This window comes from Bradyrhizobium sp. P5_C12, from assembly GCF_054049735.1.
Genome location: NZ_JBFULU010000016.1, coordinates 35,915 through 54,720, shown reverse-complemented (window position 1 = coordinate 54,720; position 18,806 = coordinate 35,915). Strand labels below are relative to the sequence as shown.

17 protein-coding genes are annotated in these 18,806 nt (G+C 64.9%); 1 reads left to right on the top strand and 16 read right to left on the bottom strand.

The features are described from left to right. Window positions 1–169: 169 nt before the first annotated feature. The 9 genes from ACXJMY_RS16630 to ACXJMY_RS16590 all read right to left on the bottom strand — a co-directional run bounded on the left by ACXJMY_RS16630 (window position 170) and on the right by ACXJMY_RS16590 (window position 9,842). Window positions 170–1,912 (bottom strand): ABC transporter substrate-binding protein, encoded by a 1,743-nt coding sequence (locus ACXJMY_RS16630; protein WP_456620495.1) that lies wholly within the window; start codon window positions 1,910–1,912, stop codon window positions 170–172. A gap of 130 nt (window positions 1,913–2,042) precedes the next feature. After that, on the bottom strand, window positions 2,043–2,372 hold the full coding sequence (locus tag ACXJMY_RS16625; protein ID WP_456620414.1) for a DUF2160 domain-containing protein: 330 nt from the start codon (window positions 2,370–2,372) through the stop codon (window positions 2,043–2,045). An 11-nt stretch (window positions 2,373–2,383) separates the two neighbouring features. After that, the gene (locus ACXJMY_RS16620) at window positions 2,384–3,190 is read right to left on the bottom strand and encodes a carbohydrate ABC transporter permease (protein ID WP_456620413.1); all 807 of its coding nucleotides are present in this window, start codon (window positions 3,188–3,190) and stop codon (window positions 2,384–2,386) included. Next, window positions 3,190–4,164, bottom strand: a complete 975-nt coding sequence (locus tag ACXJMY_RS16615) for a carbohydrate ABC transporter permease (RefSeq protein WP_456620412.1) — start codon at window positions 4,162–4,164, stop codon at window positions 3,190–3,192. Before ACXJMY_RS16615 ends, ACXJMY_RS16620 begins: the two co-directional genes overlap by 1 nt. Continuing rightward, window positions 4,164–5,249: an ABC transporter ATP-binding protein gene (locus tag ACXJMY_RS16610; protein ID WP_456620411.1), complete on the bottom strand. Its 1,086-nt coding sequence runs from the start codon at window positions 5,247–5,249 to the stop codon at window positions 4,164–4,166. Before ACXJMY_RS16610 ends, ACXJMY_RS16615 begins: the two co-directional genes overlap by 1 nt. Before the next feature lie 12 nt (window positions 5,250–5,261). Continuing rightward, a complete protein-coding gene (locus tag ACXJMY_RS16605) occupies window positions 5,262–6,338 on the bottom strand; it encodes an ABC transporter ATP-binding protein (RefSeq protein WP_456620410.1) in 1,077 nt (358 codons plus the stop codon). Then, entirely contained in the window at window positions 6,335–7,885 is a 1,551-nt protein-coding gene (gene glpD / locus ACXJMY_RS16600) for a glycerol-3-phosphate dehydrogenase (RefSeq protein WP_456620409.1), read from the bottom strand. Before glpD ends, ACXJMY_RS16605 begins: the two co-directional genes overlap by 4 nt. 302 nt (window positions 7,886–8,187) lie before the next feature. Continuing rightward, on the bottom strand, window positions 8,188–9,033 hold the full coding sequence (locus ACXJMY_RS16595) for a DeoR/GlpR family DNA-binding transcription regulator (protein WP_456620408.1): 846 nt from the start codon (window positions 9,031–9,033) through the stop codon (window positions 8,188–8,190). 122 nt (window positions 9,034–9,155) lie between these two features. Further along, a complete protein-coding gene (locus ACXJMY_RS16590) occupies window positions 9,156–9,842 on the bottom strand; it encodes an HAD family hydrolase (protein ID WP_456620407.1) in 687 nt (228 codons plus the stop codon). A gap of 154 nt (window positions 9,843–9,996) precedes the next feature. Here ACXJMY_RS16590 and ACXJMY_RS16585 point away from each other — a divergent pair, with 154 nt between their 5' ends. Next, entirely contained in the window at window positions 9,997–10,461 is a 465-nt protein-coding gene (locus ACXJMY_RS16585) for a nuclear transport factor 2 family protein (protein ID WP_456620494.1), read from the top strand. Between the two features lie 220 nt (window positions 10,462–10,681). Here the strand turns inward: ACXJMY_RS16585 and ACXJMY_RS16580 are convergent, their stop codons facing one another. The 7 genes from ACXJMY_RS16580 to ACXJMY_RS16550 form a co-directional block, all read right to left on the bottom strand. Next, on the bottom strand, window positions 10,682–10,873 hold the full coding sequence (locus ACXJMY_RS16580) for a hypothetical protein (RefSeq protein ID WP_456620406.1): 192 nt from the start codon (window positions 10,871–10,873) through the stop codon (window positions 10,682–10,684). A gap of 194 nt (window positions 10,874–11,067) precedes the next feature. Continuing rightward, window positions 11,068–11,478, bottom strand: a complete 411-nt coding sequence (locus tag ACXJMY_RS16575; RefSeq protein ID WP_456620405.1) for an acyl-CoA thioesterase — start codon at window positions 11,476–11,478, stop codon at window positions 11,068–11,070. 7 nt (window positions 11,479–11,485) lie between these two features. Further along, window positions 11,486–13,582: a 3-hydroxyacyl-CoA dehydrogenase NAD-binding domain-containing protein gene (locus ACXJMY_RS16570; protein ID WP_456620404.1), complete on the bottom strand. Its 2,097-nt coding sequence runs from the start codon at window positions 13,580–13,582 to the stop codon at window positions 11,486–11,488. Between the two features lie 2 nt (window positions 13,583–13,584). After that, window positions 13,585–14,868 (bottom strand): acetyl-CoA C-acetyltransferase, encoded by a 1,284-nt coding sequence (locus tag ACXJMY_RS16565; RefSeq protein ID WP_456620403.1) that lies wholly within the window; start codon window positions 14,866–14,868, stop codon window positions 13,585–13,587. Continuing rightward, window positions 14,868–17,135 (bottom strand): acyl-CoA dehydrogenase, encoded by a 2,268-nt coding sequence (locus ACXJMY_RS16560; protein ID WP_456620402.1) that lies wholly within the window; start codon window positions 17,133–17,135, stop codon window positions 14,868–14,870. The genes ACXJMY_RS16565 and ACXJMY_RS16560 overlap by 1 nt, the downstream gene beginning before the upstream one ends. Window positions 17,136–17,432: 297 nt before the next feature. Further along, window positions 17,433–18,056: a flavin reductase family protein gene (locus tag ACXJMY_RS16555; protein ID WP_456620401.1), complete on the bottom strand. Its 624-nt coding sequence runs from the start codon at window positions 18,054–18,056 to the stop codon at window positions 17,433–17,435. Between the two features lie 141 nt (window positions 18,057–18,197). Further along, window positions 18,198–18,797, bottom strand: a complete 600-nt coding sequence (locus tag ACXJMY_RS16550) for a TetR/AcrR family transcriptional regulator (RefSeq protein WP_456620400.1) — start codon at window positions 18,795–18,797, stop codon at window positions 18,198–18,200. Between the last annotated feature and the right edge of the window lie 9 nt (window positions 18,798–18,806).

Here is an 18,806-nt window from a genome sequence, read left to right as displayed (position 1 = left end):
CACAGTCTCGTCATTGCGAGCGTAGCGAAGCAATCCAGAATCGTTCCGCGGGTAGCAGTCTGGATTGCTTCGCTGCGCTCGCAATGACGATGTGGAGGCAACGCACCTGACTCACCAAAAGAAAAAAGGCCGGGATTGCTCCCGGCCTTTCGTCGTTATGCGGCGTGCGTTACTGCAGCGAGGCGCGCTTGGGCGGGGTGGCCGGCCACGACTTGATCAGCGTGTCGTAGTCGACCGTTTCGCCCTTCGGCTTCTCGTTGGCGAGCTTGCGCTGCGGCGCGATGGTGCCGTCCTTCTGGGCCTTGGCGAACCAGTACTCGGCCGTTTCCTTCTTGTGCAGCTTCGGGCCGCAGGCCCCTTGCACACCGGACTTCTCCAGACGCTCCATGACGGAGTCTTGCGCGGCGGCAAGCGAATCCATCGCGGCTTGCGGCGTCTTCGTACCGGACGACGCATCGCCGATATTCTGCCACCACAGCTGCGCCAGCTTCGGATAGTCGGGCACGTTGTTGCCGGTCGGGGTCCACTGCACGCGCGCGGGCGAGCGGTAGAACTCGATCAGGCCGCCGAGCTTCGGCGCACGCTCGGTGAACGACTTGTCCCAGATGTCGGATTCACGGATGAAGGTGAGACCGACATGGCTCTTCTTCAGCGACACCGTCTTGGAGACGATGAACTGGAGATAGAGCCAGGCCGCCTTGCGGCGGTCAGCCGGGGTCGACTTCAGGAGTGTCGCCGAACCGGCGTCCTGGTAGCCGAGCTTCATGCCTTCCTTCCAGTACGAACCGTGCGGCGACGGAGCCATACGCCATTTCGGCGTACCGTCCGCGTTCATCACGGCGATACCCGGCTTCACCATGTCGGCGGTGAAGGCGGTGTACCAGAACATCTGCTGGGCGATGTTGCCCTGCGCCGGCACCGGACCCGACTCGGAGAAGGTCATGCCCTGAGCCTGCGGCGGAGCATACTTCTTCATCCACTCGAGGTACTTGGTGATCGAGTAGACCGCGGCCGGACCGTTGGTGTCGCCACCACGCTCGACCGAGGAGCCGACCGGGCGGCAGCCTTCCATGCGGATGCCCCATTCGTCGACCGGCAGACCGTTCGGAATGCCCTTGTCACCGTTGCCGGCCATCGACAGCCAGGCGTCGGTGAAACGCCATCCGAGCGAGGGGTCCTTCTTGCCATAGTCCATATGGCCGTAGACCTTGACGCCGTTGATCTCCTTGATGTCGTTGGTGAAGAACTCGGCGATGTCCTCATAGGCCGACCAGTTCACGGGAACGCCGAGCTCGTAGCCATACTTGGCCTTGAACTTCGCCTTGTAGTCGGGGTTGGTGAACCAGTCGTAGCGGAACCAGTAGAGGTTGGCGAACTGCTGGTCGGGCAGCTGATAGAGCTTGCCGTCCGGCGCGGTGCCGAACGACTTGCCGATGAAGTCGTTGACGTCGAGCATCGGGTCGGTGACGTCCTTGCCCTCGCCGGTCATGTAGTCCGACAGCGCGATGGTCTGGCCGTAGCGGAAGTGCGTGCCGATCAGGTCGGAATCGTTGATCCAGCCGTCATAGACGTTCTTGCCGGACTGCATCTGGGTCTGCAGCTTCTCGACGACGTCACCTTCCTGGATGATGTCGTGCTTGAGCTTGATGCCGGTGAGCTCGGAGAACGCCTTGGCCAGCGTCTGCGATTCGTACTCGTGGGTCGTGATGGTCTCGGAGAYGACGTTGATCTCCATGCCCTTGAAGGGTTCGGCGGCCTTGGCGAACCACTCGAGCTCCTTCTTCTGCTCGTCCTTCGACAGCGTCGAAGGTTGGAATTCGGCGATCCACTTCTGGATCGCGGCGTCGTCAGCGGCGCGGACCGGCGCCGAGACGGCGAACGACACTGCAACGATTGCAGCGGCGCTGGACATGGTCAGAAAACTGCTCTTGGTCAATGGACCTTTCCTTCTCCTAAACTGTCGCATGTTGTTCCTCCGTTGCAGCGACAAACTTTTATACAGGCCCGGGTTGGTCCCGGATCTGGCCGTCCCTTCGCGAGCTTCAGACCGTGCGGAAAATAAGCACGGCCGTGACCAGCGAAATTCCACTTGCGAGCCACAGCCTCGAAATCTCGAAGCCCTCCTCACCTATCGGCAGCGTGGCGATCGCGTCGGTGCCGACCAGGCCTATCCAGGCGAGATGGATGACGGCCGCCGTAATCAGCGAGACGAACAGGCGGTCGCCGCGCGTGGTCGGAATGCGCAGCACGCCGACGCGTTCGGCTTCGGGATAGACGGCAGCAAGCCAGGTCATCACGGCAAGCGTGCAGGCGAGCGCGACGAAGAATATCGCTGTCGGCGGCGTCCAGGCCATCCATGCGATGGATTCCATAAGCCCCTCCCTCAAACCCGGCCGAGCGCGAAACCGCTCGCGATGTAGTTGCGGACGAACCAGATCACGAGTGCGCCCGGAATGATGGTGAGCACGCCGGCCGCCGCGAGCAAGCCCCAGTCCATGCCGGCCGCCGACACCGTGCGCGTCATGATCGCCGCGATCGGCTTGGCATGCACCGAGGTCAGCGTGCGCGCGAGCAGCAGCTCGACCCAGGAGAACATGAAGCAGAAGAAGGCGGCAACGCCGATGCCGCTCGCGATCAGCGGCACCAGGATCTTGATGAAGAAGCGCGGGAAGGAATAGCCGTCGAGGAAGGCGGTCTCGTCGATCTCGCGCGGCACGCCGGAGACGAAGCCTTCGAGGATCCACACCGCCAGCGGCACGTTGAAGATGCAGTGCGCGAGCGCGACCGCCCAGGGCGTATCGAACAGCCCGATCGCCGAATAGAGGTTGAAGAACGGCAGCGCATAGACCGCAGCCGGCGCCATGCGGTTCGACAGCAGCCAGAAGAACAGATGCTTGTCGCCGAGGAAGCGGTAGCGCGAGAAGGCGTAGGCCGCCGGCAGCGCCACCGAAATCGAGATGATGGTGTTGAGGACGACGTATTCGAGCGAATTGATGTAGCCGGAATACCAGCTCTCGTCGGTGAAGATGCGCCTGTAGTGCTGGAGCGTCGGGGTATGCGGCCACAGCGTCATCGTCGAGACGATCTCGGCGTTGGTCTTGAAGCTCATGTTGATGAGCCAGTAGATCGGCAACAGCAGGAAGATCAAGAACAGCGCCATGATGAGGCGGCGGCCGGGAATTGAGTGCATCAGGCCACTCCTTCCTTTGGCTTGAGTGCAGTCACGGGCTTGAGCGCGGCCAAAGGCTTGGGCTCCGCTGCCGCCTCGGTCTCGGCCTCGACTTTGCGTTCGACTCCGGCATTGGTCATGACGGTGTAGAAGATCCAGCAGACGATCAGGATGATCAGATTGTACACCAGCGACAGCGCGGCGGCCTTGCCGAGGTCGAACTGGCCGAGTGCGATCTTGACGAGCTCGATCGACACGAACGTCGTCGAGTTGCCGGGTCCGCCACCCGTCACGACGAACGGCTCGGTGTAGATCATGAACGAGTCCATGAAGCGCAGCAGCACCGCGATCAGCAGCACGCGGTTCATCTTCGGCAGCTGGATCGCCTTGAACACCGCCCAGCGCGAGGCGCCGTCGATTTGCGCCGCCTGGTAATAGGCCTCGGGAATCGACTTCAGGCCGGCATAGCAGAGCAGTGCGACCAGGCTGGTCCAATGCCAGACGTCCATCACGATGACGGTGATCCAGGCGTCGACTGCATTGGACACGTAGTTGTAGTCGATGCCCATCGCATTGAGCGTATAGCCGAGCAGGCCGATGTCGGGCCGGCCGAAGATCTGCCAGATCGTGCCGACCACGTTCCACGGGATCAGCAGCGGCAGCGCGAGGATGACGAGACAGGCCGCCACCGTCCAGCCCTGGCGCGGCATCGACAGCGCGACGACGATGCCGAGCGGCACCTCGATCGCGAGGATCACCATCGAGAAGAACAGGTTGCGGCCGAGCGAGGCCAGGAAGCGGCCGCCGAGATCGGTCGAGGGATCGAGCAATTCCTTGAACCAGCCGACGCCGTTCCAGAAGAACTGGTTGTTGCCGAACGTGTCCTGCATCGAATAATTCACCACCGTCATCAGCGGCAGCACCGCCGAGAAGGCGACGACCAGGAACACCGGCAGCACCAGGAACCAGGCTTTTTGGTTGATAGTCTTGTCCATCAGGCGGCTCCCTCCACCAGAAGGCTGTCGGCATAGACGTGGACATGCGACGGATCGAATTTCAACCCGGCGGTGCCGTCCGAGCCGGTGAAGCCCGCCGGCGCGCGCGCCGCGATCTTGGCCTCGCCGATGCGGACGCGCGCGAAGCGGATGCGGCCGAGGTCGTCGATGCGGTCGATMTTCGCGCTGAGCAATCCGGGTGCGGGCGCGACGGCGTCGACGAACTCCGGACGCACGCCGATCTCGATCTTGGCGCCGGCAGGCAGGTTGTCATAGCTGCGGTTGAGCGCGATGACGTTCCCGCCGATCCGCGCCTCGCGCCCCTTCACCTCGGCCGGCAGGATGTTCATGCCGGGCGAGCCGATGAAATAGCCGACGAAGGTGTGCGCCGGCTTGTCGAACAGTTCCGCCGGCGTGCCGCTCTGCACCACGCGTCCGTCATGCATGACGACAACGGTGTCGGCGAAGGTCAGCGCCTCGGTCTGGTCGTGGGTGACGTAGATCATCGTGAGGTCGAGCTCGCGATGCAGCGCCTTCAGCTTCGAGCGAAGCTGCCATTTCAGCTCGGGATCGATCACCGTCAGCGGCTCGTCGAACAGCACGGCGGCGACGTCGGAACGCACCAGGCCGCGGCCGAGCGAGATTTTTTGCTTGGCATCCGCCGTGAGGCGCGTCGCCTTGCGATTGAGATAGGGCTCAAGGTCGAGCAGGCGGCCGATCTCGGCGACGCGCTTGTCGATCTCGGCCTTCGGCACGCCGCGATTCTTCAGCGGGAACGCCAGGTTCTGCCCCACCGTCATGGTGTCGTAGATCACCGGAAACTGGAACACCTGGGCGATGTTGCGCTTCTGGGTTGACAGCGGTGTGATGTCCTGGCCGTCGAACATGATCTTCCCGCGCGACGGCGTGATGATGCCGGAGATGACGTTGAGCAGCGTGGTCTTGCCGCAGCCGGACGGCCCGAGCAGCGCATAGGCGCCGCCCTGCCGCCAGGTCATGGTCACCGGCTTCAGTGCAAAGCTTTCCTGCGGCGCATCATTGCCGCCGTAGGAATGGGCGAGATCGACGAGGTCAATGCGGGCCATGACGCATCTCCCTCATGAGCCAGGCGCGGCGACCAGACGGTCGGCCGCGTCAAAGACGAAGACGTCGTTGGGATCGAGCACGGCATCGATGGTCTGGCCGGGCTCGAACTCGTGCACGCCGTGTAACACCGCCACCCAGTTCGATCCGTCGCGGGTCAGATGCACGAAACTCTCCGAACCGGTGATCTCGGTCACCGTCACCGTGGCATGGAAGGCATGGCGGTCAGTCTCGCCATTGGCGAGGGCAAGCTGATGCGCGCGAAATCCGACGCGATAGGCGCCGTCGGCGAGAGAGGAATAGAGACCGGACGCCGGCGCGGCGATGCCTCCTGCATATTGCACGGAACCGTTCTTCTTCTCGATGCCGACGAGGTTGAGCGGCGGATCGGAGAATACCTGGGCGACCCGCAGGGTCTGCGGACGGCGGTAGACGTTGGGCGTCTCGCCGATCTGGAGCGCTTGCCCCTCCCACATGCACACCGTGTTGCCGCCGAGCAGCAGGGCTTCGGTCGGCTCGGTGGTGGCATAGACGAAGATCGCGCCCGAGGCCTCGAAGATGCGCGGCAGCTCGGTGCGCAGCTCCTCGCGGAGCTTGTAGTCGAGATTGGCGAGCGGCTCGTCGAGCAGCACGAGATCGGCGCCCTTCACCAGCGCACGCGCCATCGCCGTGCGCTGCTGCTGGCCGCCGGAGAGCTGCAGCGGCGTGCGCTTCAGGAACGGCTCGAGCCTGAGCAGCCGCGCTGCCTCCGCGACACGCTTCTCGATCTCGTCGCGCGGCTTGCCCTGYACGCGCAGGGGCGAGGCAATGTTCTCATAGACCGTGAACGAGGGATAGTTGATGAACTGCTGATAGACCATCGCGACCGAACGCTGGCGCACGTCGACGCCGGTGACGTCCTTGCCGTTGACCAGCACCTTGCCCGTGGTCGGCTTGTCGAGGCCGGCGAGCAGCCGCATGATCGAGGTCTTGCCCGACAGCGTCGGCCCGAGCAGCACGTTGAGCGTGCCGCTCTCGAGCGTCAGCGAGACGTCGCGGATGTGCGGGATCCCGTCGACGGTCCGGGTCACGTGATCGAGTGTCACGGTCATGGGCGTCCTCCCGCTTCCAGCAGGGGACTTTGCGGCAAAGCGTGGGTCCTGATCCAGTCGTCAAGCGCCGCGATCTCGTCGGCAGATAGTCGCAGGCCGAGCTTGGAGCGGCGCCAGACGATGTCCTCGGCCGTCACCGCCCATTCATTGGCCATGAGGTAGCGGACCTCGCGCTCGGTCAGCGTGGCGCCGAAGGACTGGCCGAGATCGGCCGCCGATTTCGCATCGCCGAGCAGCTTGATGGCACGCGTGCCATAGGCGCGCGCCAGACGCCGCGCGTGCTCGTGACTGAGGAAGGGATAGCCGCGCTGCAGCTCGGCGATCAGGCCGTCGACATCGGACACACCCATGTCGCCGCCGGGCAGCGGCCATTTGCCGGTCCAGCCCTCGCGCGCTTTCGCACTGCGAAGATGGGGCGCGAGCCGTTCCAGCGCCTCTTCGGCGAGGCGGCGATAAGTCGTGATCTTGCCGCCATAGATCGACAGCAGCGGCGCACCGCCGGGCATGTCGAGTTCGAACACATAGTCGCGGGTCGCGGCCTTGGCTTCGTTGGCGCCGTCGTCATAGAGCGGACGGACGCCGGAATAGGTCCAGACCACGTCGCCGGGCGTGACCGGCTTGGCCAAATATTCGCTGGCAGCGGTGCAGAGATACTGGATCTCCTCGGCCGTCGCCTTCACCTTGGCGGGATCGCCGTCATAGTCGCGGTCGGTGGTGCCGATCAATGTGAAATCATCCTGATAGGGAATGACGAAGATGATGCGGCCGTCGGCGTTCTGGAACATGTAGGCGCGGTCATGGTCGTAGAGCTTCTTGACCACGATGTGCGACCCCTGCACCAGGCGCACCTTGGCCTTGGCATTGATGCCGGCGCCGCGGCCGAGCACGTCCTCGACCCAGGGCCCGCCGGCATTGACCAGCGCGCGGGCCTGGACCTGCGAGCGCGCACCGGTCAGCGTGTCGACCATGCTCACGGTCCAGATGCCGTCGGCCTGGCGGATCTCGGAGGCGCGGGTGCGGGTGCGGATCTCGGCGCCCTTGTCGGCGGCGTCGCGCGCGTTGAGCACGACGAGGCGGGCGTCATCGACGAAGCAGTCGGAATATTCGAACGCGCGGGTATAGCGATTCGGGATCAGCGGGCGGCCGACCTCGTCACGCCGAAGGTCGACCGAACGGGTCGCCGGCAGCAGATGACGGCCACCGATGTGATCATAGAGGAACAGGCCGAGGCGCAGCAGCCAGGCCGGGCGCAGGCCCGCATGATGCGGCAAAACGAAACGCAGCGGGCGGATGATGTGGGGCGCGATGCCCCAGAGGATTTCGCGCTCGATCAGCGCCTCGCGGACCAGGCGGAACTCGTAATATTCGAGATAACGCAGGCCGCCGTGCACGAGCTTGGTCGACCAGGACGACGTCCCGCTCGCCAGATCGTTCATTTCGCACAGGAAAACCGTGTTGCCACGGCCCACCGCGTCGCGCGCGATGCCGCAGCCGTTAACACCGCCTCCGATAATGGCGAGGTCGAAAATACGCTCCAACAGACGCATCCCCCGGCGACCGCTCGTTCCATCGAGCGACTACTTTCGTTTTTGATTAGATCACACCGAAAAGCGAAAGCAAGATGAAAGAGAGGCGAAGAGAAGCGAAAGCGGAACTTTTTCTGTGGGCAGGGTGGTGAAGGAATAGGCAGCAGCGGTGCCACCCTCCCCTGGAGGGGAGGGTCGGCGCGAAGCGCCGGGGTGGGGTGATCTCTCCAAACGGGCAGTGTTCAGGGTGGAGGGACTGTCACCCCACCCCGCTCGCGCTACGCGCGATCGACCCTCCCCCTCCAGGGGAGGGTAAGAGGCCGCTATCGCAGCCTGACCACAGGCGCGGCTTCGGGCGCGGGGTCCTGCACCTCGGCCTGAGAGTCATCGATATCCGCCGCCTTCGGCATCGCCTCGACCACCTCGATGCCCTTGCTGTGGCAGATCGTGGCGAGGCGCTCGGGCAGTTCCTGGTCGGTCACGAAGGTCTGGATCTGGCTGATATGGGCGATGCGCACCGGGGCGCTGCGCCGAAGCTTGGTCGAATCCGCCACCAGCATGACGCTGCGGGCGTTGGCGATGATGGCCTGGGCCACCTGCACCTCGCGATAGTCGAAATCGAGCAGCGCGCCCTCCTCGTCGATCGCGGACGCGCCGATGATGGCGTAGTCGACCTTGAACTGGCCGATCAGCTGCGTCGCGGTCGAGCCGACCACGGCGCCGTCGGCACGCCGCACCGTGCCGCCGGCGACCACCACCTCGATGCGGGGATGGCGGTAGAGCAGCATGGCGACGTTGAGATTGTTGGTGATGACGAGCAGGTCCTCGTGCGAGGTCAGTGCGCTGGCGACCTCCTCCGTCGTGGTGCCGATATTGATGAACAGCGAGCAGCCGTTCGGGATCAGCGAGGCGGCCGCCGCCCCAATCGCCTTCTTCTCGTCGGCGGCGACGAAGCGGCGCGCCTCATAGGCGAGGTTTTCCACGCCGGAGGCGATGATGGCGCCGCCATGGATGCGGGTCAGCGAGCGGCGTTCGCAGAGATCGTTGAGATCCTTGCGGATGGTCTGCGCCGAGACCTCGAAGCGGCGCGCGAGCTCTTCGACCATGACGCGGCCCGAGGCGCGCGCGATGTTGAGGATTTCGGCTTGGCGATGGGTCAATCCGGTCACGGCGGGAGCCTCACATCAGACAGCCGCATGGTGCGGCGGTTCGCGCGATCGGTCAATGCAGGAGCCGATCAGGGGTTAACGGGCGAGCCGCCTCACCACGCCATTTGTTACCAAGTCATGTCTTACCAAGTCATGGCGGCGGCAAGGCGCGCGAGCAGGTCCGGATCGTCGAAGGCAGTCGCGGACGCGATCGCGCCGGCGGCGACGAGGTCGGCATGGCCAAGGCTGGTGCGGATCCCGATGGTCGGAATACCGGCCGCTGTGGCCGATTGCACGCCGGTGCGGGAGTCCTCGAATGCGACCGAGCTTTCCGGCCTCGCGCCGACGCAGCGCAGCCCTTCCTGATAGGGCAGCGGGTGCGGCTTGCCGTGCGGCAGCTCGTCGCCGATCACGATCGCCTTGAAGCGGTGCGTGATGCCGAGGCCGGAGAGCAGCAGCTCCGCGTTGAGGCGCGGCGCGTTGGTCACGGCGACCATGGGAATGCCGGCCGCGTCCGCCCGGTCGAGCAGCGACATCAGGCCCGGCAGCGGCTCGATCTGCCCGGCCACCAGCGCGCGGAAGACTTCCTCCTTCTCATCGAGGATCAAGGCGCGCCGTTCCGGTGCCTCGTCGGGCAGAAAACGCTCGCCGATCGAGACATTGGCGAAACCTTGCAGCTCCCTCGAGAAGCGCGCGTGATCGAAGACATGGCCGCGAGGACCGAGCACCGCGTTGAACGCCTTCAGGTGCAGCGGGTCGGTGTTGGCAAGCGTGCCGTCGATATCGAACAGCAACGCCCTGCTCATCTCCCTGCCGATCGCCTCAATCATTTCCGTACTTTCCCAAAAGCGCGATGCATCGATGCGAAAGACGTATCAATACGGCCGCGATCGCGCAATGACGCATGCGCATGACGGCGAGGTGACACTCGACAAAGTCGCGCGCGGCTGCAACACTCGGCACAAGATCAAAAAGGAGGAAACGATGATCAACCGACGCGACTTGTCTATCTCAGGCCTGGCTCTCTCGACTCTTGCAGTCTCGGCACTTGCGCTCGCAGCCCCGGCACTGGCTGCCTCGGCGGATGAAGAGGCCGTGGCGAAGAAGGTCGAGGCTTTCCGCCTCGCCCAGATTGCGGCCGACCCGAAAGCTCTCGGCGCACTCTGCGCCGACGAGGTTAGCTATAGCCATTCCAACGGCAAGGTCGAAGACAAGGCGACGTTCGTCACCAACGCCACCGACGGCAAATCAAAATTCCTGTCGATCGAGTACAAGGACCCGACAATCAAGGTCGTCGGCCCCACCGCGATCGTACGCTTCCACTGGATGGCGGAACAGGAGATGGCGGCCGATGGGAAAAAAGTGCCGACCAACCTTCACATCCTGATGAACTGGCAGAAGCAGGGCGACGACTGGAAGCTCTTGTCGCGCGCCGCGACGAAGCTGTGATGACGGCTCTTCCCCTCTCCCCTCGTGGGAGAGGGTGGCTCGCCGCGCAGCGGCGAGACGGGTGAGGGGTCTTTCTCCGCGAGCGGATCTCTCACAGTTGAATTCGCTGAAACAACCCCTCATCCGGCGCTTCGCGCCACCTTCTCCCACAAGGGGAGAAGGGAAGGCTGCAAAAAATTCCGACCTGCGCTTTGCGCGGCCCGGAACGGCAGGCGGAAAATTATGCCGCCTCCTTCACATCACCGTTAACCAGTTTGCGCGCAGCGCGCTCGGCTTCGCGCGCGTTGCGGAAGATCTGGCCTTCGAGGCGGTTGAAGCGGTGGGATGAGGCGAAGAAGCAGTAGCCTCCTTGGGAACGAACGACGATACCTGCGGTCTGCGAATCGACTTCGATGATGTAGCTGTCCGGCATGGCCCGTGGATTCCTCAAGTGCGGGCAAATAACGACACTGCTGCCCAAAGGTTCCTGGGCATTTGAGGCCGTTTCCACCCCGAATCGACACCCAATTGAGTACGCCGGGACCTCATCCGTTTTATGACTTGTTCTTGGCGAAGACGCGACGCAGGAACGGGCCATCTGTCGCGCTTGCGGTGCAGTGCGCGCGGTTAGGTCGCGATCGGTGTGTCGGCCTGGCTGATCGGCTGCGGACGGCCGTGATCGTCGATCGAGACATAGGTGAAGTTGCCGTCGGTGACGAGGAACGGATGCGCTTCCCTGCGCCGCAGCGCCCAGGCTTCGAGATGCACGGTCAGCGAGGTGCGCCCGACACGCACGAGATTGGCGTAAACCGAGACGAGATCGCCGACATAGACGGCTTTGCGAAAATTCATCGCCTCGATCGCGACCGTCACGGTGCGCGACTTCGCGACTTTCGAGGCGAACACGCCGCCGCCGACATCCATCTGGCTCAGCAGCCAGCCGCCGAAGATGTCGCCGTTGGCGTTGGTGTCGGCCGGCATCGCCAGCGTGCGGATGCAGAGATCGCCGCTCGGCTCGGTGCTCCTGTGTTCGTTCATACGTCTCTCACTTGAAACTGTCCCAGCCCGGATCGGGCGCAAAGCGTCCGCCGAATCGCTCGGCCAGCGCGCGCAAGGTGGATACAACGTTCTCCACGCCGCGTGTGCGCGCATAATTCAGCGGCCCGCCACGGAACGGCGCGTAACCGGTGCCGAAGATCATGGCGCCGTCAACCATGTCGGCATCGTCGACGATGCCCTCGCGAAGAGCGGCAACGCAGACGTTGGACATCGGCAGCACCAGCCGGTCGATCATCTGGTCGGTCACGCGCGGGCCGGTCTCGGGCAACGGCGCCTTCTCCGCCTTGCCGTCGCGCCAGACGTAAAAGCCCTTGCCGCTCTTGCGGCCGAGCTCGCCCTTCGCAACCTTCTCGCGCAACCAGGCCGGCGTCGGCGGCAAGAGATCGCCGAATTTGGTGCGCAGCATGTCGCCGACGTCGAGGCAGATGTCGAGCCCGACCTGGTCGGCAAGCTCGATCGGCCCCATCGGCATGCCGAACTGCTCGGCCGCCGCGTCGATCAGGCGCGGATCGGTCTTCTCGTCCAGCATCACCATCGCTTCCAGCATGTAGGGCGTCAGCGCGCGGTTGACGAGGAAACCGGGCGAGCTCTCGACCTTCAGCGGCAGGCGGTCGATCGCGCCGACGAAGGCGAGCGCCTCTTTCAGAACCTGCGCATCGTTGCCGTCATGGCTGACGACCTCGACCAGTTGCAGCCGCGACACCGGATTGAAGAAATGCAGGCCGACCAGCCGCTCCGGGCGCGCCAGACCGTTGCGCAAATCCTGGAGCGGAATGCTCGAGGTGTTGGTCGCCAGAATCGCGCCCGGCTTCATCTTCGGCTCGAGACCGGCATAGATTTTCTGCTTCAGCTCGAGCTTTTCCGGCACCGCCTCGATGATCAGGTCGGCGTTGCGAACGCCTTCACCGTCCATGTCGGGGATGAGGCGATCGAGCGCGTCGCGCACCTCGGTCGGCTTGCGGATGATCTTGCCGTAAAGCTCGGCCGCGCGCTTCACCGCGCCCGCGATCGGCTCCGCTTTCATGTCGGCGAGCGAGACGCGCACACCCTGCCCCGCGCACCAGGCGGCGATGTCGCCGCCCATGGCGCCGGCGCCAATGACGTGGACATGCTTCACCGTGCTGCCGGAGCCGGCCGCCTTCTTCATCTGCTCGCGCAGGAAGAACACGCGGATCAGGTTCTGCGCCGTCGGCGTCACCATCAGCTTGGCGAAGGACGCCTGCTCCGCCGTCAGCATCGCGGCCTTGCGGCCACCATGGGTCTCCCAGAGATCGATCAGCGCGTAAGGCGCCGGATAGTGCTCGCGCGATGCGGCCTTCGCCGCCTCCGAGCGCATGCGCTTGGCCAGAAGCCCGCGCACCGGTCCGAAATTCGCCGCCCGGGTCAGAAGGCCCGGCCGCGCCCGCTTGAGCCGGCCGAACAGCGCGTCCTTCACCGCGTTCTGGACGTGACGCTCCTGCGTCACGGTGTCGACCAGCCCGAGTGATCTGGCGCGGCGCGCATCGATGGTGCGGCCGGTCAGCATCAGGGCCATCGACTGGGTCGGATTGACCAGCGCGGTGAAGCGCGCGGTACCACCGAGGCCGGGATGCAGGCCCAGCATCACCTCGGGGAAGCCGAAGCGCGCGCCGTCGATGGCGATGCGCGACTGGCAGGCCTGCGCAACCTCGAGCCCGCCGCCGAGGCAGAAGCCGTGGATGACCGCGACCGTCGGCAACCTCAAGGCTTCCAGATGGTCGACCACCGCATGCGCGGCGCGGATCCGTGTCTCGACCATGCCGGGATCGCTGGCGCCACGGAATTCGTTGACGTCGGCTCCCGCGATGAAGCCGGAGGGTTTGGCCGAGCGGATCACGAGGCCGGCGGGGCGCTCGGTCTCGATCGCCGCGAGCACGGCATCGAACTCCTCCATCACGTCCGACGAGAGCGTGTTGGCACTGGAATCGGCGCGGTCGAACAGCAGCCAGGCGACGCCGTCGGCATCGCGCGTCAGCTTGAAATGCTTGTACGGGCCGTCGGCCACAGGCTGCGGCCCGAGCGTGAGCACGCGGTCGCCAAGCGCGGTCATGATCTTCGAATCCATGGTCACACCGCCTCGATCAGCATGGCGCCGCCGAGCCCGCCGCCGATGCATTCGGTGGCAATTCCGCGCCGCGTGCCGAGCCGCTTCATCGCGTTGACGAGATGCAGCACGATGCGGTTGCCGGAGGTGCCGACGGGATGGCCGAGCGAGATCGCGCCGCCGTCGACGTTGAGCCTGTCACGATCGATTTCGCCGGCCGCGCCATCGAGCTTCAGGATCTCGCGGCAGAACTTTTCATCGTTCCAGGCTGCGAGGCAGCCGAGCACCTGCGTGGCAAACGCTTCGTTCAGCTCCCAGGTCTCGACGTCCCCGATGGTGAGGTTGTTGCGCGTCAGCAGCGGCGTCGCCGACATCACCGGACCAAGCCCCATGATGCTCGGATCAAGCGCGGCCCAGTTGCTGTCGACGATGACGGCCTTCGGCGTCAGCTTGTGTTTTGCGACCGCCTGGTCGGAGGCCAGGATCACCCAGGAGGCACCGTCGGTGATCTGCGAGGAATTGCCGGCGGTGACCTGGCCCCAGGGGCGCTCGAACACAGGCTTCAATTTTGCCAGCGTCTCGGAAGACGAGTCCGGCCGCACGCCGTCATCATGGTCGAAGAATTTTCCGTCGCGGGAGAACGCGGTCTCGACCTCGCCCTTGAGAAAACCCGCGCCTTGCGCATGCGCGAGCCGGCGATGGCTCTCGGCGGCGTAAGCGTCGGACTGCGCGCGGGTGATGCCGAAGAGATGGCCGACGACCTCGGCGGTCTGGCCCATGTTCAAATCCGTGACGGGATCGGTCAGGCCGCGCTCGAGGCCGATGATCGGCTTGAGATAGCGCGGTCGCAATTTGAAGGCCGCGGCGGCCTTCGCGGCGATGCCCTTGGCGGTGGCAAGGCCGGCGAACCAGCGCACGCCGGAATTCGGCCAGACCAGCGGCGCGTGGCTGAGCGCCTCGGTGCCGCCGGCCAGGATCATGTCGGCATGACCTTCCCGGATATAGCGGTAGCCGGTGTCGATCGACTGCATGCCGGAGCCGCAATTGATCTGCACGGTGAAGGCGACCATGTCCTCGCCCATGCCGAGCCTGAGCGCTGCGACGCGGGCCGGATTCATTTCGTCGGCGATCACGTTGACGCAGCCGAGGATGACCTGATCGAAGGCGGTGGGCGCAAACGGCTGGCGCGCCAGCAGCGGCCGGCCGCATTGCACGGCAAGATCGACCGGCGTGAACGGCCCGGGCCCCGAGCGCGCCTTCAGAAACGGCGTCCGGCTGCCGTCGACGATGAAAACCGGTCGTGCCATCAGCTCGCCGCCCTCTGTTCACCGAGTTCCTGGAAGAACTGATGCACATCTCCGGTTTTCTTGTAAATCGGCGACAGCGCCTCCGGCGCAAAATCGTCGACCTCGATCACTTTTGTGACTGCTTCATGAGCAGCGGCGAGCTGCTCGCCTTCGGCCTGCGTGATCACGCCCTTGGCCACGGCGTCCTTCCAATTGCCGATATGCGCGGCGCGCATCCGCTTGGCGATCGCGTCGGTGCCTGCCACCAGCTTGAACGCGTGCTCCAGCCGGGCAAAGCCGCCGTCGTCCTCGACATAAGCAAGATCGGGCGTGAGGCGGTCGCGCGCGGCCGACGGCTCAAGCACGAGCTGCGCACACTGATGCACGACGCGGTCGCTTGGGCCGAGCACGCGCGCGCCGAAGGGCTGGACCACGAGCTTGAGGAGGCCGGCGACGAAGCGGTTGGGCAGATTGGCGAGGATCTCCGCAAGCCGGTTCTCGATGGTCCGGAAGCCGCTCGCCATGCACCATTCGAGCGCGGCAAAGTCCTCCTTCTGCCGGCCCTCGTCCTGCCAGCGCTTCAGAGCGGCCGAGAGCAGATAGAGCTCGGAGAGGATGTCGCCGAAGCGCGCCGACAGCATCTCCTTGCGCTTGAGCGCGCCGCCGAGCGTCAGCAGCGCCATGTCGGCGCAGAGCGCGAAGGCGGCCGAATAGCGCGAGAGCTGGCGATAGAATGGCGTCGCCGCGCCCGCATCGGGCGCCGGTGCGAAGGCGCCAAAGCTCCAACTCCGGCCGAAGGCGCGCAGCAGGGTGTTATAGCTGTGGGCGACGTGCTTCCAGAACGATTTGTCGAACGCCGTCAGCCCTCGCTCGCGATCGGTGTCGGCGAGCGCGTTCATCTCGTCGAGCAGATAGGGATGGGCGCGGATGGCACCCTGCCCGAACACGATGAGATTGCGGGTCAGGATGTTGGCGCCTTCGACGGTGATGCCGACTGGCACGGCGCGGTGCAGATTGCCGAGATAGTTTTGCGGCCCGTCGATCACGGCCTTGCCGCCATGGATGTCCATGGCGTCGTCGACCGCGGTTCGCATCCGCTCGGTCGCGTGCAGCTTCATGATGCCGGAGATCACGGCAGGATGGATGCCGGCGTTCAGTGCGGCACAGGTCAGCCGGCGCGCCGCGTCGAGCTGATAGGCGGTGGCGACGATCCGGGCGAGCGGCTCCTCGACGCCTTCGAATTTCGAGATGGAGATGCCGAACTGCTCGCGGATCCGGGCATAGGCGCCGGTGGTGCGCGCGGCATAGGCCGCACCCGCCGCCGAGAGCGACGGCAGCGAGATGCCGCGGCCGGCGGCGAGCGCCGTCATCAGCATCTTCCAGCCCTGCCCCAGCCGTGCTTCGCCGCCGATGACATAGTCGAGCGGAATGAAGACGTCGCGGCCCCAGTTCGGGCCGTTCTGAAACACCTGCATCGACGGCAGGTGGCGTTTGCCGATCTCGACGCCGGGAAGGTTGGTCGGGATCAGCGCCACGCTGATACCGAGCTCCTCCTGATCGCCCACGAGATGATCGGGATCGTAGGCCTTGAAGGCAAGGCCCAGCAGCGTCGCAACGGGACCGAGCGTGATGTAGCGCTTGTGCCAGTTCAGCCTGAGGCCTAACACCTCGCGGCCTTCGAAATCACCCTTGCAGATGATGCCGGCGTCGACCATCGCGGCGGCATCGGAGCCGGCCTCCGGGCTGGTCAGGCCGAAGCAGGGAATGTCGCGGCCGTCGGCCAGCCGCGGCAGCCAGCGCTCCTGCTGCTCCCTGGTGCCGAAGCGCATCAACAGCTCGCCGGGCCCAAGCGAGTTCGGCACCATCACGGTGACGGCGGCCGCGATCGAGCGGGTCGAGATCTTGCGCACCACTTCCGAATGCGCGTAGGGCGAGAAGCCGAGGCCGCCAAACTCCTTCGGAATGATCATGCCGAAGAATTTTTCGCGCTTGATGAAGTGCCAGACGTCGTGCGGCAGGTCGCGCCATTCCCAGAAGATCTTCCACTCGTCGAGCATGGCGCAGAGCTCGTCGACCGGGCCATGGAGGAAAGCCTGTTCCTCGTCGGTCAGTGTCGCCTGCGGCACCTTGAGCAATTTCRACCAGTCCGGATTGCCGGTGAAGAGATCGGCATCCCACCAGACGTCACCGGCCTCCAGCGCCTCGCGCTCGGTGCCGGACATCGCCGGCAACACGCCGCGCGCCCAGGAGAAGATCGGTTTTGTCAGGGTGTCGCGGCGGAAGCTCATGGCTGACCTCATGCATCGGCGCGGTTATCGGCATTTTAGCGGAAAGTGGCCGGGGCAAGTGAACACTTCGCGAGCAAAAAGAAGCGAATTGACGCGGCCGGGCGGCCGCCCCGGGAGCCATAACGGCCGGGGCGTGGGGGCAGTTCCGGGGAGGTGCGCGGGTACTTCGACGCAGTCATTCCAGGGCACGCGAAGCGTGAGCCCGGAATCCATCGCGCGGCAGCGTCGGAAGATGAATGGATTCCGGGTTCGCGCCTGACGGCGCGCCCCGGAATGACGGTGGGGAGAAGGCGGGGCCTAGTCCGGGCGGACCATCTCGAACATGTTTTCCGGCTTGATCTCGAAATAGTCGCCGCGGCGGCCGGCGCGGACGATCGGGTGGGCGGCGGCGGTCTGGTAGACGCCGTCCTTGATCATGGCCTTGTCGATATGGACGGCGACGACTTCGCCCAATGTCAGCCAGGCGTCGGCCTCCTTGCCGTCGGCGCCCTTGAGGCGGACGATGTCGGAGACCTTGYACTCGAAGGCGACCGGGCTTTCACCGACGCGCGGCACGTTGACGAGCTTGCCCGGCACGGCGGTCAGGCCGGCGATCTTGAACTCATCGACCTCGGGGGCGACATGGGCGGCGGTCGCGTTCATGTGCTTGGCGAGGTCCATCGTCGCCAGATTCCAGACGAACTCCCCGGTCTGTTGCATGTTCTCGACCGTGTCCTTCCAGTTGGTGGAGGAGAAGCCGATGATCGGCGGCACGTAGCAAAACGCGTTGAAGAAGCTGTAGGGCGCGAGATTGACGTGGCCGTTGGTATCGCGCGAGGAGATCCAGCCGATCGGCCGCGGCGCGATGATGGCGTTGAACGGATCGTGCTTGAGGCCGTGGCCCTTGGAGGGCTCGTAGAAGTACAGGTCTTTGTCGGTCACCGCGGGTCTTTCCTGATCCTGGTAGCCCGGATGGAGCGAAGCGTAATCCGGGGCCGCCAGCGCAACGCTGAACCATCCCGGATTGCGCTTCGCTCCATCCGGGCTACGTCAGCTTGCTTATAGGAGAGATTTCCCCGCCCGTCAGTGGCGCGGCGACAGGCCCGCAATGACGAAATCGATCATCTGGTCGATGGTCGGGCCCGGCTTGGTGGCGCACTGGGCGATCATCTGGGGGTGGAAGAAGCGCATCATCGCGGTGCAGGCGCACATCGCGGACAGCTCCAGGTCCGGCGCCTCGAACTCGCCGGAGGCGGCACCCTGCGCGACCATCTGGCCGATAACCCCGGCAATACACTCCATATGGGCGACGCAGACGTCCCAGTCCTCCTGCATCGCGATCTCGACCATCTCGTGCAGCTTGTTGTCGCCGACATAGCGCTCGGTGTTCATGCGATGGATGGTGGTGAGCAACTCACGGAAGCGCTCCAGCACCGGACCGGGCCTCGCCACGATCCGCTGCGCCTCCAGCTCGACCTCGCCCATCAGCGAACGGGCCACCGCCTGGTGGATCGCCTTCTTCGATTCGAAGAAGCGATACACGTTGGCGGGGCTCATCCTGAGCTCCTTGGCGATGTCCCCGACCGTGGTCTTCTGATAGCCGATCTGGCGGAACAGCCGCTCGGCCACCTCGAGGATACGATCCCGGGTGTCGCCTTCGATATGTTCCGAAATCAGGGCCATCAATCAGGA

Bases quoted from the DNA above. Each gene is read 5' to 3' on its own strand.
- ACXJMY_RS16580 (WP_456620406.1), bottom strand. From the start codon at position 10,873: ATGCCGGACAGCTACATCATCGAAGTCGATTCGCAGACCGCAGGTATC.
- ACXJMY_RS16590 (WP_456620407.1), bottom strand. From the start codon at position 9,842: ATGATTGAGGCGATCGGCAGGGAGATGAGCAGGGCGTTGCTGTTCGAT.
- glpD (WP_456620409.1), bottom strand. From the start codon at position 7,885: ATGCGTCTGTTGGAGCGTATTTTCGACCTCGCCATTATCGGAGGCGGT.
- ACXJMY_RS16565 (WP_456620403.1), bottom strand. From the start codon at position 14,868: ATGGCACGACCGGTTTTCATCGTCGACGGCAGCCGGACGCCGTTTCTG.
- ACXJMY_RS16570 (WP_456620404.1), bottom strand. From the start codon at position 13,582: ATGGATTCGAAGATCATGACCGCGCTTGGCGACCGCGTGCTCACGCTC.
- ACXJMY_RS16550 (WP_456620400.1), bottom strand. From the start codon at position 18,797: ATGGCCCTGATTTCGGAACATATCGAAGGCGACACCCGGGATCGTATC.
- ACXJMY_RS16575 (WP_456620405.1), bottom strand. From the start codon at position 11,478: ATGAACGAACACAGGAGCACCGAGCCGAGCGGCGATCTCTGCATCCGC.
- ACXJMY_RS16625 (WP_456620414.1), bottom strand. From the start codon at position 2,372: ATGGAATCCATCGCATGGATGGCCTGGACGCCGCCGACAGCGATATTC.
- ACXJMY_RS16615 (WP_456620412.1), bottom strand. From the start codon at position 4,164: ATGGACAAGACTATCAACCAAAAAGCCTGGTTCCTGGTGCTGCCGGTG.
- ACXJMY_RS16585 (WP_456620494.1), top strand. From the start codon at position 9,997: ATGATCAACCGACGCGACTTGTCTATCTCAGGCCTGGCTCTCTCGACT.
- ACXJMY_RS16620 (WP_456620413.1), bottom strand. From the start codon at position 3,190: ATGCACTCAATTCCCGGCCGCCGCCTCATCATGGCGCTGTTCTTGATC.